The sequence below is a fragment of the Streptomyces endocoffeicus genome, from assembly GCF_016741935.1.
In the GTDB taxonomy this organism is placed as follows: Bacteria; Actinomycetota; Actinomycetes; order Streptomycetales; family Streptomycetaceae; genus Streptomyces; species Streptomyces endocoffeicus.
In genome coordinates this window covers 53,225-67,698 of the sequence record NZ_JAERRG010000001.1, presented here as the reverse complement: position 1 = coordinate 67,698, position 14,474 = coordinate 53,225, and the positions used below count along the sequence as shown (strand labels likewise).

The following is a 14,474-nucleotide window of genomic DNA, read 5'->3' as shown; positions in this document are numbered from 1 at the left end:
GCGCTTGATACCGGCATCCGGAACTCCGCAGCCGCTGCGAGCGCGGCGGCTGCGGAGTCTGGGAGAACTGCTCAGAGGTGCTGCTCGGTGGACCGAGTGCGCTGGTACTCCTCCTGGCGTTCGTCCGTGATGTACGCCGGGACCGGGAAGTCCCACCAGCCAGGCACCCAGGGGCCGGCCGCGTCGCGGTCCGTCGGGACTTCCACCAGGGCGGGTTCGCCCGACTGGACTGCCTTGTGCAGGGTCGACTCCAGGGAGTCGGCGTCCGGTACCTTCCACGATTCGATGCCGAAGGACCGGCCCATGGCGGCGAAGTCGGGACTGTAAGGCGTGCCGTCGGGACGCGAGAACTCCGTGCCGATGTGGCGGGAGGTCTGCTTGCGCTGGCCACCGCGGATCGACATGTAGCCCGCGTTGTTCTGGACGACGAAGACCACCGGTGCGCCGGTGGTGATGCTCAGAGCGATCTCCTGCGCGGTCATGAGGAAGTCACCGTCGCCCAGGACGCACACCACGGGGCGGTCCGGCCGTCCCAGCTTGGCGCCGACCGCGGCCGGGATGGCCCAGCCCATGGAGGAGAAGCCGCCTGAGGTGAGGTGAGTGCGCGGGGAGTACACGGGGAAGGTCTGCTTGACCGCGCCCTGGGTGTTGCCCGAGCCGGCGACGATGATCGCGTCGCGGGGAAGGACGGAGCGCAGGGCACCCAGCGGGCGCTGTGAGGTGAAGGGGAAGCGGTCGTTGTCGCGGCGCCCGGCGAGCTTCTCCTCCCACTGCTCCTTGAGAGTGGCCAGCTCGGCCAGGTATTCGGAGCGGTCGGCACCCTGTGCGGGCAGGGAGTCGACGATAGCGGCCACGGCTCGCTGTGCGTCGGCGACGATACCCACCTCGGCGGGGTAGTTCTTACCGATCTCGTGGGGGTCGATGTCGATGTGAATGAGCTTCGCCGGCGGAATGGAGAAGCTGATGCCCTTGGCGTAGCTGGAGGCCGACCAGTCGGTGAAGCGGCAGCCGACGGAGACCACGACATCGGCGGAGCCGGCGATCGCGTTGCCGACCAGAGTGCCGGTCTGGCCGACGCTGCCGGCGAACAGCGCATGGTCCTCGGGAAAGGCGCTCTTGCCGTTCCAGGTGGTCACGACCGGGATCTGCCAGCGTTCGGCCAGAGCCAGGACCTGATCGGAGGCCTCGGAGGTGACGGCGCCACCGCCGACGACGATGACCGGCCGGGCGGCTCCACGAAGCACCTCGACGGCGCGGTCCACCGCTTCGGGGTCGGGGTGCTGGCGTCCGACGGGCACGCGTCGCGCCAGGTCATGCAGGTCGACGTTCGCGGCCTCGGCTTGCACGTCCATCGGCACCTCGAGGTGCACGGGGCCGGGGCGACCGGTCAGCATGGAGTTGAAACAGCGGTGCAGGACGAAGGGGAGCTCCTCGACGCGGGTGACGACCCAGTGCCGCTTGCTGACGGCCTCGGCGACCTTGGGGAAGTCGTTGGCCGTGTAGCGGTCGAGTTCCTGCAGCAGGCCGTGGCCGCGCATATGGGTCGGCGGGCCGCCGGTGATGACCAGGACGCTGGTGGAGTCGGTGAAAGCGGTCCCCATCCCGATCACGGTGTTGCTGGCGCCCGCGCCGATGGAGGTCACCGCGGCCTGGGGACGGCCGGTGACACGGTAGTAGCCGTCGGCGAGGTGGACGGCGCTCTGCTCGTGGAAGGTCTGGATGAACGGGATCTTGGATTCGTTGTCGAGAAAGGCGTCGGTCAGTGACCAGATGCCGTGACCGGGGATGCCGGCGACGTAGTCGACGCCGTAGTTGCGCAGGGTTCGCGCGACGATCTGGCCTCCGGTGAGGACTGGCATGTGGTTGCTCCCACTCAGCTCGGTTCGGTTCTTACAGGTCACTGGCCCCGGCGGGCGGCCCAGGTGAAGCCCTGGGTACACAGCCGGGTCACGTCGGGGTTCCGCAGGTCGTCGAGATCGTGTCCGACCGCGCTGTAGAAGACCCGGCCCGCGCCCCAGGTCCGGATCCATGCCTGGGGAATGGTCTTACCCTCCAGCCAGGGCAGCTGCTCGCCGGTGAAGGTGGTCTGCGCCAGGACGTGGTTGTTGGGGTCGACCGACATGTAGTACTGCTCAGAAGCCACGCGGAAGTCCTTGACCCCTGCCGTGATCTCGTGGCCGGTGTCGGTGATGGAGACCTCGTAGGGGTACTTCACCCCCTCACCGGCAGGGTGCTCCAGGAAACTGCCTCCGATCAGCCAGTGGTACTTCAGGCTCATGCGGAACGCTGCCGCGGCTCCGTGCCAGGCGGCGATCCCGGTGCCGGACTCCACCGCCCGCAGCAGACTCAGCTCCTGGGCCACGGTGAGCCCCTCGGACAGCAGGGCGTTGTTCCAGTTGAGCGCGATCAGGTCGTAGCCGGTGAGATCGGCGTCGAGCGCGAAGATGTCGTTGGCCACGTCGACGTCGAAGCCCAGGTCCTTGAAAATCGGGAGCGCCCATTCCCGGGCGACCTCATAGGGCTTGTGCCCCGGCCAGCCACCGTAGAGATACAGAACGCGGGTCATGCGTTCGTCCCTTCCGTCGTACGGGCAGTGCTCGCGGCGCGGTTGCGAAGGCGTTCCGCCACTTCCAGAGCGTCGCCTTCCGGCGCGGTGGATTTACGTTCCGGTTTGGCCGCCAGCAGATATGCGAGGCCCGCCGCCGAGACGAGGAGGAAACCGATGAGTGCGATCCAGCGGTCCACGAACGAGGCCCCGGCGTCGCCGCTGGGAGCGGCCAGGAGCACCATGGCCAGGATTCCATAGACCAGGGCTGCCACGTTGACCGTGAGTCCCCAGCGGCCGAGGGTCCACGCACCGGCCGGCCGCCAGCCCCGCAACCGCATCCGCAGGGCGGCCAGGACGATCAGCTGGAAGGCCGCGTATCCGGCCAGCACCTGGAAGGCGGCGATCTTGACGAGTGAGTCGGGCGAGAAGTAGACGAAGACGAACAGCAGGAGCGGCGTGACGTTCACGGCCAGCAGGGCGTTCGTCGGAACACGGTACTTGCGGGAGATCTTTGAGAAGAGACGGGCGCCGGGGAACATGTCGTCGCGGGCAAAGGAGAAGACGATACGGCTCGCCGCGGCCTGCTGGCTCATGACGCCGGCGATGAAGGATGTGAGGGTGACGACGAGCACCAGCTTCGTACCGACGGTGCCGATCGAACTCTGCAGGATCGCGGGAATCGGATTGGCGTCCTTCCCCGCCAGGATCGAGGGGAGATCCGGCGCGGCGAGCGCGTAACCGGCGAATGCGAAGACCGCTGACAGTCCTCCGACCACCACGGTCAACTGCATGGCGCGGGGGATGCTGCGCGCGGGATTCGGCACCTCCTCGGCGACTTCACCGCATGCTTCGAACCCGTAGTAGAGGAAGAGCCCGACGATCGAGGCGGCGACGAACGCTCCGAAGTAGCTGCCCCCATCGCTGGTGCCGCCGCTGTCGAAGAACATCGAGATCGAGTTGTGCCGCTCGAAGACCAGCAGATAGAGACCTACGAGGATGATGCCGATCAGCTCTGCGGCAAGGCCGATCTTCGAGATCAGAGCCAGGGTCCTGGTGCCGAAGCTGTTGCACATCAGGCAGACGGCTGTGACGGCTACGGCGATGAGCAGGCGCTGGCCGGGGGAGGAGGAGACCCCCGGCTGGTCGGCGGTACCGGCGAAGAGACTGGCCACGAAGTCCGAGCTGAACAAGGCCGTGCTGGTGATACCGATGGTGATGCAACAGATATAGGTCCACGCGGTGAACCAGGCGTAGCGCCCGTTCCACAGGCGCCGGGCCCACTGATAGAGCCCGCCGGCGAGGGGGAACTGCGAAACGATCTCGCCGAAGACCAGGGCGACCAGGAACTGCCCGATACCGACGATGGCTATCCAGAAGATGGACGGTCCGCCGGCGGTGGACAGACCGACCGCGAAGAGGGACACGACGCCCACGAGGGGCGAGAGATAGACGAAGCCGAGGGCGAAGTTCGACCACAGGCTGACCTTGCGGTCAAAGCGCTGCTCGTAGCCCAGTGCCGCGAGCAGTTCGGCGTCCTCACTTGATGAGACCGGGCCGACGGCCCCGCCCGAGGGAGCGACACGAGCGGTGCTCGACGCCGCCTGCGCCTCGTTCTCTGTAGCTGACATGACGATCTCCGGGGATTGAAGTAGGACTGCTCGTCGCGGAACGGCAGCCTCGCTGCGGGGGCGGTGTGGCGTAAGTCCTGATCCGCCGGCACCGGTCAGGCCCGTCCGAAGGCGTGGTCGGTCCAGGCCGGCCGGGCCGATCCGTAGCGCGCACTGCGGACGTCGCCCGAGCGGGCATGTCCCTCGAAGTTCTCGATGCGGGAGGCCCTCCCGCAGATCTCGCCGAGTTCGGCGCTGGAGGCGGCGTTCTGGATCTCCTGGTAGGTCACCGTCTTGAGGTACTTGCCGACCCAGAGTCCACCGGTGTATCGGGCTGCCCCCATCGTCGGCAGGACGTGATTGGTGCCGATGACCTTGTCGCCGTAGGCGACGCAGGTCTTGTCGCCGAGGAACAGCGCGCCGTAGTTCCGCATCCGGTGCAGTGCTTCACGGGGCTCGGCCGTCAGGATCTGCACATGCTCGCTCGCGTACTCGTCGGCGAGCTCGTAGGCGGCATCGAGACTGGGGACCACGATCACCTCACCCCTGTCCCGCCAGGCCCGTCCGGCGATCTCGCCGGTGGACAGGCCCGGCAGCAGCTCCTCCACGTACGCGATGGTCCGCGTGGCCACCTCGTGCGACGTGGTGATCAGGACCGCCGGGGAGTCCGGTCCGTGCTCGGCCTGGGACAGCAGATCGGTGGCCACCACCAACGGGTCGGCGGTCTCGTCGGCGACGATCAGCACTTCTGTCGGCCCGGCGAACAGATCGATACCGACCTCACCGAAGAGCTGCCGTTTGGCCTCTGCGACATAGGCGTTTCCCGGCCCGGCGAGCATGTCGACCGCGGCGATCGTCTCCGTACCCAGTGCCAGGGCCGCTACCGCCTGAACACCACCCATGACGTAGATCTCGTCCGCGCCCGCCAGATGCATCGCGGCGATGCTCACGGGTGGCGGCGTCCCGCGGTCCGGCGGGGTCGTCGCCGCGACCCGCCCGACACCGGCGACCTTGGCCGTCAGCACGGTCATATGGGCCGATGCCGTAAGCGGATACCGGCCTCCGGGAACATACGCGCCGGCCGCGCCGATGGGGATGTTGCGCTGTCCCAGGTACACCCCGGGCAGGGTCTCGACCTCGAAGTCGTTCAGGGAATCCCGCTGAGCCTGGGCAAAGCCGCGGACCTGCCTTTGGACGAAGCGCAGATCGTCGAGGACTGTCTCAGGGACCGAGGAGACCACGGAGGCGACCTGGTCGGGGCTCAGCTGGAACGACTCCGGGCTCCACCCGTCGAACTTCTGCGACCACCGGCGTACGGCGGCGTCACCGTTCTGCCGAACGTCGGCGATAACCTCGGCGACGGTGGCAACGATTTCCGGTCGGCTGGTCCGCGACGCTTCTACCGCGAGGGGACCCTTCACGATCTTGCTCGTGCTGGACACTCTGCACTCCTTGCAGATGGACGTGTCTGTGGGCTGACCTGAAGTCTGGGTAAACAGCGGCCTGTGACGACAGGCACAACATGTGCGATATTGCCCATGGATCTTGCACACTCTGGAGAAGCCCATGACTGAAGTCCTGACCGTTCGCGCCGCTCTGGAACTCGAGGTGTTCACCCGCACCGAGGTGCGCGTCCACGCGGGAGAGAAGAACCTGGACCGTCCCGTGCGCTGGGTCCACACCGGCGAGATCCCGGACATTCACCGCTTCCTCACCGGCGAGGAGATGCTGCTGACCGCCGGACTCGGCATGGGAACCACAGCCGGCCAGCAGCGCGCCTTCATCCGGCGTCTCGCGGACGCCCGCGCCGCCGTTCTGGTCGTCGAACTCGCTGGACGTATGTTCGATAAAATGCCCGAGGCCGCTGTCGAGGAGGCCGAAGCCGTCGGCCTGCCCCTCGTCGGGCTGACGGACGAGATCCCCTTCGTCGAGACATCAGCCCAGGTCCACGAAGTGCTGGTCCAGATGCGCCTGCAACAACTGACCGCCGAAGAGGCCACCAGTCAGGCATTCATGGATCTGTTGCTCGCCGACGATGACTATGTCGGGGTGGTCCGGGAACTGGCCCACCGCACGGGGCACGCCGTGATATTGGAAGACGTGGCTCACCAAATGCTCGCCTACGGTGGCGCCGCTCCGGAAGCCGACGAGATCGTGAACCGGTGGAGCGCACACTCCCGGGCCATCCACGAACGCCACCACTCCCTCGCGGCCCGGGGCCCCGCGGTTCCCACAGCCCACGCGGCGTCGTTCCGCGATGTCGTGCCCTGCGCACGCCAGCCTGTGATCCTTCGGGGAGAGGAGTGGGGCTGGCTGCACCTTCTGCACGGCAAGGCGCAGCCGAGCCGCACCGATCTGCGCACGCTGGAACGGGCAGCCGCAGCGGTAGCGATCACCCTGCTCAGCGAGAGAGAGCACGGGGCCCGCTCGGCCCAGCGCCAGACGGCCCTCCTGAACCGGCTACTGCTCGGCGACATCACCGGGGAGAAATTCGTCAGCCTGAGCCTGGCGCTCGGGCAGGACCTCCGTGGGCGTGACCTGATTGTCGTCACGGCGCGCGCGGGGGACGGCCAGCCCTTCAAGGACCACACCCTCGCTCGCCTGTTCCATGACGCCGACTGGCCCGCCGTCGTCGGCGACACCGGGGACTTCGACACGGCAGTCGTCGGTCTTCCCGCCGGCGGTGACCCGAGTCAGGTGCACATCACTTTGAGCGACCACGGCGTCGGAGGTGGCATCAGCCGCATCGTGCCACCGGCGGCATTGCCTCTTGCGCTGAGGCAGAGCCGCAGCGCTGCCTCCGTGGCGGCAGCCGCCGTGGAGCCGCAGGTGCGGCATTTCGATGACCTGGGAGCGCTTCGTCTACTGGTGGCGCTCTCCGACGGACCCGAACTCACACGCTACGTCGAGGACGAACTGGGACCGCTGCTCGAGCACGACGCCCTGGCGAAGAACCCGCTACTGCCGACCCTGCGGACCTTCCTGGATTGCGGCGGCAACAAAGCACGGGCAGCAGACGTGCTCTTCATCCAGCGGCGGACGGTCTATCATCGCCTCGAAAAGCTGTCCGAGATCCTTGGAATCGACCTTACTCACATCGAGAACCAGCAGCGTCTGCAGCTCGCAGTTCGAGGCTACGATCTGCTGCGCAAACCGACACTTCGGCGTACGTGATCGACACCGTGGGGCCGATCAGCCCTCGGTGGCTTGTGCGATCGACGGAGCGACGCGCAGCGCGTTGGCGCCGATCGTCAGGGCTGGGTTGAGTGCGGCGGACGATGGGAAGAACGAGGAGTCGGTCACCCAGAGGTTCTCGATATCGTGGCTGCGGCAAAAGGGATCGAGGACGCTCTCCGCGGGATTGTGGCCTGCGACGGCGATGCCGCACATGTGTGAGTTCGTCTCGATACCCATGCGCTGGGTGAAGATCAGCGGATAGCCCGCCTTACGGACCATTTTGGTGACCCGGTTCACGAGCGTGCGGTGCGGCTGGAGGTTGTTCGGCTTCCAGTCGATGAGGATCCGGTCACCATCCACCCGGACCCGGTTCTCCAGCGACGGGAGATCCTCGGTGGTCAAGTAGATGTCGATGCTCCTGTCCGACATGAACTTCAGAACCCGCGTCGGTACCCACGGACGGGCGGACTTGAGCATCGGGGCCTGAAGCTTACCCAGCATCTGCAGGTTGCCGAGCGGGAAAGGCGTCCCCGGGCCCGCCTCGTAGAAATCGTTCAGCCCGAGCGTCTTCTGCCATTTCGTGGGGTTGATCTGCAGCGGGTTGACGCCCACGAAAAACGTGCTGTTGTGGACCATGTAATTGCGGCCCAGCAGCCCTGACGAATTGCCGAGCCCCCGCGAATGCGCGTCGTCGGCCGAGCGCAGCAGCAGCGCCGCCGAATTGACCGCGCCACCGGCCACGGCAAAGCTTTTGGCGTTGATGCGGACGGTGCGGCCCGCATGTCGTGCCTCGGCCGCGACAACCTTGCGGCCGTCCGGGGAGGTGATCAACCGGGTGATCTCGGCTCCCGTCATGATTTTCACGCCGTCACTCAGCGCGGGCAGCAGAATCCTGTTCTCCGCGTCAGACTTCATCCCGGTCTCGTCTGGGCAGCCATCCGCGGTGGCCACGGCGGCACGGTCGTCCTGACCGCGCACATTCAGCGCGTTCGGGGCGTGGTATGGGTGCAGGCCCTGCCTGCACAAAGCCCCAGCAAACCGCTCGATTACCGGTTCGTGCTTGAGCGCCGGGTAGGGGTAGGTCTGCGAATGCGGCGGCTCGGTCGGGTCTTCACCGGTCTGCCCGTGCACCTGGAGCAGCTGCTCCATGGTGCTGTAGAAAGGCTCCAGGTCCTCGTAGGTGAACGGCCATGCCCGCGAGGTGCCTTCGTGGTGTTCCACCTCGGTAAAGTCGCTGCGCCGGAAGCGGGGCAGCATGGCGCCGTAGAAGCGGGTGTTTCCGCCGACCCAGTAGTACACGCCCGGTGCGAACGTCTTTCCCGTGCTGCCGTCGTACCAGTGGCCGGCGTTCTTGTACCGGCCCTTCAGGTACATCTCGGTCGGCTGCGAGTTCTCGGGCTCGCGGGGGAGGAAGGTGCCGCGCTCGACGACCAGCACTTGGTGCCCGGAATCCTTGAGGGCCCAGGCCAGGGTGGCGCCGCCCATGCCGGAGCCGATGATCAGGACATCCGTGTTCATCTCATCCGCGGTTCCGGCCGAGATCAGGGAATCCGGCCGCAGTTCCGCGGGCGTGTAATTCTGCGAGACCGGGCTATCCATCAATCCGACTTCCTTTCGGTGCCTTTACGTTCATTCGGCGGACGGGGGTCATGCTGTCCATTGCGGCAAAGTTCTCTGGAGATGGGACCGAGACATGGAGAGGTCCTGCCGGAGTGGTTCTTGAAGAGGCTAAGCAGTCCCCTGCGCGTAGGACATGCACGAAGTGAGCAATGGTCGGTCATTGAATGGCGCACTGTGAGCACCGCGATTCTGTGCGAGAGAGCTCGCTACGGTGTCGGTTGACTCTGACGGATTGCCGGCCACAAGGGACTTGTCAGGCGGATTTGACGACGGTGCCGCCGCTTTCGAGCGCGGTCACCTCGTCGGCAGGTGCCGTGGTGTCGGTGACGAGGGTGTCCAGGAGGGTGGACGGGCCGACGTGGGCGTGGGCGGTGCGGCCGAGTTTGCTGCCGGCGGCGGCGGCGACGATGCGGCGGGCGGAGGCGATGCCGGCCTTCTTCACCGCCGCGTCGTCGAGGTCGTAGGCGGTCAGGCCCTCGGCCGCGCTCAGGCCGCAGCAGCCGACGATCGCGGTGTCGAAGCGCAGCGCCGCCAGGGAGGCGAGCGTGAGGGGGCCGGTCAGGGCCCCCTCGGCGGCGCGGGGCCGTCCGCCCGGCACCATCAGCGTGGTCGGCCCCGGGGCGTCGCCGAGTACGTGGATTGCCTGCAGTGACAGGGGCATCACGGTGACCTGCCGGCCACGCAGCAGACGGGCGACCTCCAGGCAAGTGGTGCCGCTGTCGAGGAGGACGGTCTCGCCGTCGGCGATGAGCGAGGACACCTCGGCCGCGATCCGGCGCTTGGCGTCGATGGCTTCGTGGGCGCGCAGCGCGAAGGGCGGCTCCTCGCCCCTGAGCAGCAGGGTGCGTGCCCCGCCGCGGACGCGTTCGAGGACGCCGTGGGCGGCCAGTGTGTCGAGGTCGCGCCGGATGGTCATCTCCGAGGCGCCGGCCAGCGCGGCGAGTTCCTGGACCGTGGCACTGCCCGACTCTCCGACGGCCTGGGCGATCAGCCTGTGTCGGTCTGCGTTGCTCATACCGCGATTGAACATCACCCCGAAACAAACAAGCAAGCTGTTCATTCATAGGCTTTCCAATCACAAAGTACGTTCGTTATGGTGATCGGCATGGAACGCTCGCTTCGGTCCGCCCGTGTGGTGAACTTCGTCCACTTCGTCCTGTGCGGCATGGCGGTGGCCTGCCCGGCCTGCCCCGGGATCCCTGTTCTCCGTCCCGTGGATACGGGCCGCGTTCTCCGCTGCGGCCGCCCGAATCCTGCGCACCGGATCCGAGCGCACGCGTGAGATGGCACCGAGCAGCCACTGACCGCCTGTGCGACAGGCCCCTGACACTGTGCCGCACAGCGTGGCCCCCACGCTCGCCCCCGCCCGGCCGCCGGACCGGTGGGGGAGAACCCACCGCCACCAGAAGGAGCTCTTGATGCCCGAGACCGATACCATCCCCGCTCGCGGCCGTGTCGGGGTCATGCTTCCCCGCGATCTGCCCGTCCGGGACGTGCTGCCCTACGCCCGGCGAGCCGAGGAGCTGGGGTTCGACCAGGTGTGGGTGGTGGAGGACCTCGGCTGGCGCGGCGGACTCGCGCAGGCCGGCCCCGTCCTCGCCAGCACCACCAGCATCACCGTCGGTATCGGCATCATGCCCGCCGGCGCCCGCAACGTGTGCTTCGCCGCGATGGAGCTGGCCACCCTCGCCCAGCTCTACCCCGGTCGCCTGATCGCCGGTATCGGCCACGGCATGCCCGACTGGATGCGCCAGGCAGGAGCCTGGCCCGCCAGCCCCCTGACGCTGATCAAGGAGTACACGACCGCGCTGCGCCTGCTCATGCGCGGCGAGCCCGGCCCGGCAGGCGGCCGCTATGTGCGTTGCGAAGGCGTCGTCATCACCGAGACCCCCGACATCGTCCCCCCAATCGTCCTCGGCGTACGCGGTCCCAAATCGCAGGCAGCCGCGGGCGAGGTGGCCGATGGGCTCCTCCTGGCCGAGCCCGCGGCCCCCGCCTACATCGCCTCCTCACTGCGGAACCTGGGCAGCGTCTCCGATGCGAGCGCCCCTGAAGTCGTCACCTACGACGCCGCCGCCGTCGATGACGACGAGGACGCCGCTCTCGCCCGCGTCCGCGACGGACTGACCGCCGTCGGCGAGCCGGCCTGGGCTGCCCATATCGACCCCCTGCCGTTCGCCGCGCGACTGCGCGAACACCGCGCCGCCTGCGCCGACGCCCGGCAATTCGCCCAGACCATGCCCGCCGCCTGGGTCCGCCAACTGAGCATCGCCGGCACCCCCGACCAGGCACGCGAAGCGATCACGGCCCGCCACACAGCGGGCGCGACCAGCGTCGTCCTCACTCCCACCGGCCCCGACGCCCTGGCGTCCCTCGACTCACTCGCCCGCGTCCTGGCCCCCCGCCCCTGAGCCGAAAACCCCTTACCCCCGGAGGAACCGCCATGTCCACCGACCGACGGATCGTGCTGTTCGACCTCTTCGGGGTCATCGCCCTCCACCAACGCCCGGGCGCCCTGGCGGAGATGGCCGCCCGGTGCGACGCACCCGCGGACGCCTTCGCCGAGGCCTATTGGGACTGCCGCCCGCCCTACGACGCCGCGCGGCAGTCCGCGGCCGAGTACTGGACGGCCGTGCTGCGGTGGCTGTCACTCCCCGTCGACGCCGACACGATCGAGGAGCTGCGGCTCGCCGACATCGACAGCTGGTCACGCGTCGACAACCGCATGGTCGCCTACGTGCAGTCCCTGAGGGACGTCGCCGAAGTCGCCCTGCTGTCCAACATCCCCTCAGACCACGCGGACGCCTTCCTGGCCACACAACCCTGGCTGAGGAACCTTGACCACGTCGCCTTTTCCGGAAAGATCAATGCGGCGAAACCAGACCCAGCGACGTTCCACCACTGCGTCGTCTCCATGCGGGCCGCGCCCGCCGACTTCCTCTTCGTCGATGACCGCGAAGGGAACGTACGGGCGGCACGGGCCACCGGTATGAACGGACACGTCTTCACCGGACTCGACGAACTGACCGAGGCCATCGACACCTGGCTCCCGAGCGGATAAAACGCCGGAGGCGTGGCGCCGCGCATCGCGGAGAACTGCGGCTGACGACCCCAGCCCCCGGACGGCACACGGGGCCGTGCCCGAACCGGGCACGGCCCCGCGGTGCGTTGTGCGATGTGGCGCTAACACCCCTGCTGACCCGCTGAGGCTCCTGTCAGTCTGGACGGGCGCCAGATACGCCCCTCCTGACCACGTGCTCGGCAGAGGTCGGCGTCATCGGCGCCAAGGCTCAGAGGCTGTGGTGCGACGCCCGCTGCCCACCGATGTGCTCCCTGCCGGCGGGCTTCGCCGGGTGGATTCGTCACTGCCCCGCGGATCGCATGAACGAGGCCGCCCGCTCCCCGATCATGATGGCCGGCGCATTGGTGTTTCCGGTCACCAGGGACGGCATGATCGATGTGTCTGCCACACGGACGTTGTCCAGCCCGTGCACGCGGAGTTCGGAATCGACGACCTTGCCCATCATGCACGTACCTGACGGGTGGTAGAACGAGAACGACTGGGTGTGGATGAAGTCGTCGATGTCCTGGTCACGGTCCGATACGGGAGCCAGTCCCGCGTCCGCGGCCCCGCGGAGGCCGGACTCCAGGACCTCGGTGAGCCGCGACTCGCGGGCGATGCGCATGCAGATGCGCAGGCCTTCCCGCAGCCGCCTGCGGTCGTCCTCGTCACCGAGATAGTTGTGCACGATGCGCGGCTTGGCGTAGGGGTGTGAGTGCCGCAGCCGCACGGAACCGCGGCTGCTCGGACGCGCGACGTACGGCCCGAAGGACATACCCGGCTCAAGAGGAGCGGCGAGCCCTTCGTCACGGACGATGCCCAGCGCGGCGTGGACCTGAATGTCGGGAGCCGGCAGGTCGTCGCCGGTACTGAAGAAACCGCCGACCTCGTTCCAGGCCATAGGTCCGTCACCCCGCTCACGCAGCCGCCGCTCCTCGCGTGAGGTGTCCGGGCCGAGAAGGGGCTCAGTGTGGCTGAAGAAGCTGATGAAGCACCCGGCGTGGTCCTGCATGTTCCGTCCCACGTCCGGCAGGTCATGCAGAGGTGTGATGCCCCCTTGGGTGAGCTCGTCCGCGGGGCCGACGCCGGACTGCAGCAGCAGGTGGGGGGAGTTGTAGGCGCCCAGGGACAGCACGACCTCACGGTTGATCCGGATCAGTCGAACGGTGCCCAGGTGGTCGACCTCCAGCCCCTGGGCGCGGGTGCCGTCGAAGCTGAGGCGGAGGGCGGTCGTCGAAGGGAGGATGGTGAGGTTCGGGCGGTCTGCCGCCGGCTCGAGGAACGCCACCGCACTGCTGCATCGCAGCGCGTTGCGCTGGGTGACCTGGTGGTAGCCGACACCGTCCTGCTCGGTTCCGTTGAAGTCGGGGTTGGACTTGTGGCCGGCGTCCTGGGCCGCCTCCACCCAGGCCGTCAGCAGCGGATGGACGGAGACCGGGTCGCTGACGGTCAGCGGGCCCCCGGTGCCGTGGAAGTCGTTGGCTCCGCGCTGGTTGTCCTCGGACTTCTTGAAGAACGGCAGGACGTCGTCGTAGCCCCAGCCGGGGTTCCCCATCCGCTCCCATGTGTCGTAGTCGTAGCGGTGGCCGCGGACGTAGAGCATGGTGTTCATCGAGCTGGTCCCGCCGATCGCCCGCCCACGCGGCAGGTAGATCCTGCGTCCGCCCAGCTGCGCCTCGGGCTCCGTGGCAAAGTCCCAGTCGTACACCGTCTTGAGCTGCTGCGAGAACAGCGCGGGAATCTCAAACAGACGCCCGGTGGCGGGTGGCCCGGCTTCGATCAGAGCCACTGTTACGTCCGGATCTTCGGAGAGCCTGGCAGCAAGCGCACAGCCCGCCGAGCCGGCCCCCACAACAATGTAGTCGTACGTTTCCGCGGTCCCCGTCATATCGCCTCCATAGGGATCAGGCCTCATAGCCCGGTGTGCTCGATATACGTTCACCAGACCCGCATCCGGTGATTCTGAGGAGCTGAAATAAGCTGCCCTCACCGTGGCGGCTTCTGGAGACACTAAGCAGTCACGCGATCGCAGCACATACGCAATGTGAGCGGTCCTGGCCAGAAGTAATACACACAATGCGCACCTGGTGGTGGCGGGGGAGATGAGCTGACGGCTGTGTCCTCAGCGGGGCGCCGAGGAGGCTTTCAGCCGGCTCCATGGCGGGAGTCCTGTCCTCCGGTCCCCTCGTGAGCAAGTTCGGCACCAGAGCAATGGTCGGTATCGGCATGCTTCTCGTCGTCCTCAGCATGTCCGTGTTCGGTTGCGGCGTTCGCCCACCCCGGTGCCCGAGGGGTCGGCCGTGCGGACAGGGAAGGTCTGGCAAGATCCCCGGCTGGTCCTGATCGGCGTGATCGTGCTGGCCATGGCCCTGGCCGAAGGCGCCGCCAACGACGCGGGCACGCTCACGCAGCGGACGGCCAGGATCAACGTGGGTCTGATGCGACCGGGCTGAGGCAGCGG

At 67.6% G+C, this 14,474-nt stretch carries 11 protein-coding genes; 4 read left to right on the top strand and 7 right to left on the bottom strand.

Translation table 11 applies throughout. From position 1 onward, the window contains the following. Nucleotides 1–71: 71 nt before the first annotated feature. From JK364_RS00320 to hisD, 4 genes are all read right to left on the bottom strand, one after another. The gene (locus JK364_RS00320) at nt 72–1,859 is read right to left on the bottom strand and encodes a thiamine pyrophosphate-binding protein (protein WP_201846292.1); all 1,788 of its coding nucleotides are present in this window, start codon (nt 1,857–1,859) and stop codon (nt 72–74) included. Nucleotides 1,860–1,897: 38 nt separating this feature from the next. After that, the gene (locus JK364_RS00315) at nt 1,898–2,566 is read right to left on the bottom strand and encodes a ThuA domain-containing protein (RefSeq protein ID WP_201846290.1); all 669 of its coding nucleotides are present in this window, start codon (nt 2,564–2,566) and stop codon (nt 1,898–1,900) included. After that, the gene (locus tag JK364_RS00310) at nt 2,563–4,176 is read right to left on the bottom strand and encodes an APC family permease (RefSeq protein ID WP_201846289.1); all 1,614 of its coding nucleotides are present in this window, start codon (nt 4,174–4,176) and stop codon (nt 2,563–2,565) included. Before JK364_RS00310 ends, JK364_RS00315 begins: the two co-directional genes overlap by 4 nt. A 95-nt stretch (nt 4,177–4,271) precedes the next feature. Continuing rightward, nucleotides 4,272–5,597 (bottom strand): histidinol dehydrogenase, encoded by a 1,326-nt coding sequence (gene hisD, locus JK364_RS00305; RefSeq protein ID WP_201846288.1) that lies wholly within the window; start codon nt 5,595–5,597, stop codon nt 4,272–4,274. A 124-nt stretch (nt 5,598–5,721) separates the two neighbouring features. Between hisD and JK364_RS00300 the strand changes: the two genes are divergently transcribed. Then, nucleotides 5,722–7,329 carry a PucR family transcriptional regulator gene (locus JK364_RS00300; protein ID WP_201846287.1) on the top strand — a complete coding sequence of 536 codons (1,608 nt, stop codon included), beginning with the start codon at nt 5,722–5,724 and terminating at the stop codon, nt 7,327–7,329. An 18-nt stretch (nt 7,330–7,347) separates the two neighbouring features. Here JK364_RS00300 and JK364_RS00295 read toward each other — a convergent pair whose 3' ends face one another. Further along, nucleotides 7,348–8,931, bottom strand: coding sequence for a GMC oxidoreductase (locus tag JK364_RS00295; protein WP_201846286.1), 1,584 nt, complete (start codon nt 8,929–8,931; stop codon nt 7,348–7,350). Nucleotides 8,932–9,205: 274 nt separating this feature from the next. Next, the gene (locus JK364_RS00290) at nt 9,206–9,967 is read right to left on the bottom strand and encodes a DeoR/GlpR family DNA-binding transcription regulator (protein ID WP_201846285.1); all 762 of its coding nucleotides are present in this window, start codon (nt 9,965–9,967) and stop codon (nt 9,206–9,208) included. A gap of 403 nt (nt 9,968–10,370) precedes the next feature. Between JK364_RS00290 and JK364_RS00285 the strand changes: the two genes are divergently transcribed. Both JK364_RS00285 and JK364_RS00280 read left to right on the top strand, forming a co-directional pair. After that, nucleotides 10,371–11,363, top strand: a complete 993-nt coding sequence (locus JK364_RS00285) for an LLM class flavin-dependent oxidoreductase (protein WP_201846284.1) — start codon at nt 10,371–10,373, stop codon at nt 11,361–11,363. Nucleotides 11,364–11,395: 32 nt separating this feature from the next. Beyond that, a complete protein-coding gene (locus tag JK364_RS00280) occupies nt 11,396–12,013 on the top strand; it encodes an HAD-IA family hydrolase (protein WP_201846282.1) in 618 nt (205 codons plus the stop codon). 301 nt (nt 12,014–12,314) lie between these two features. On the opposite strand, the gene JK364_RS00275 is transcribed toward JK364_RS00280, so the two are convergent. Then, nucleotides 12,315–13,901, bottom strand: coding sequence for a GMC family oxidoreductase (locus tag JK364_RS00275; protein WP_201846280.1), 1,587 nt, complete (start codon nt 13,899–13,901; stop codon nt 12,315–12,317). 412 nt (nt 13,902–14,313) lie between these two features. Between JK364_RS00275 and JK364_RS00270 the strand changes: the two genes are divergently transcribed. Then, nucleotides 14,314–14,466 carry a hypothetical protein gene (locus tag JK364_RS00270; RefSeq protein WP_201849005.1) on the top strand — a complete coding sequence of 51 codons (153 nt, stop codon included), beginning with the start codon at nt 14,314–14,316 and terminating at the stop codon, nt 14,464–14,466. Nucleotides 14,467–14,474 lie beyond the last annotated feature (8 nt).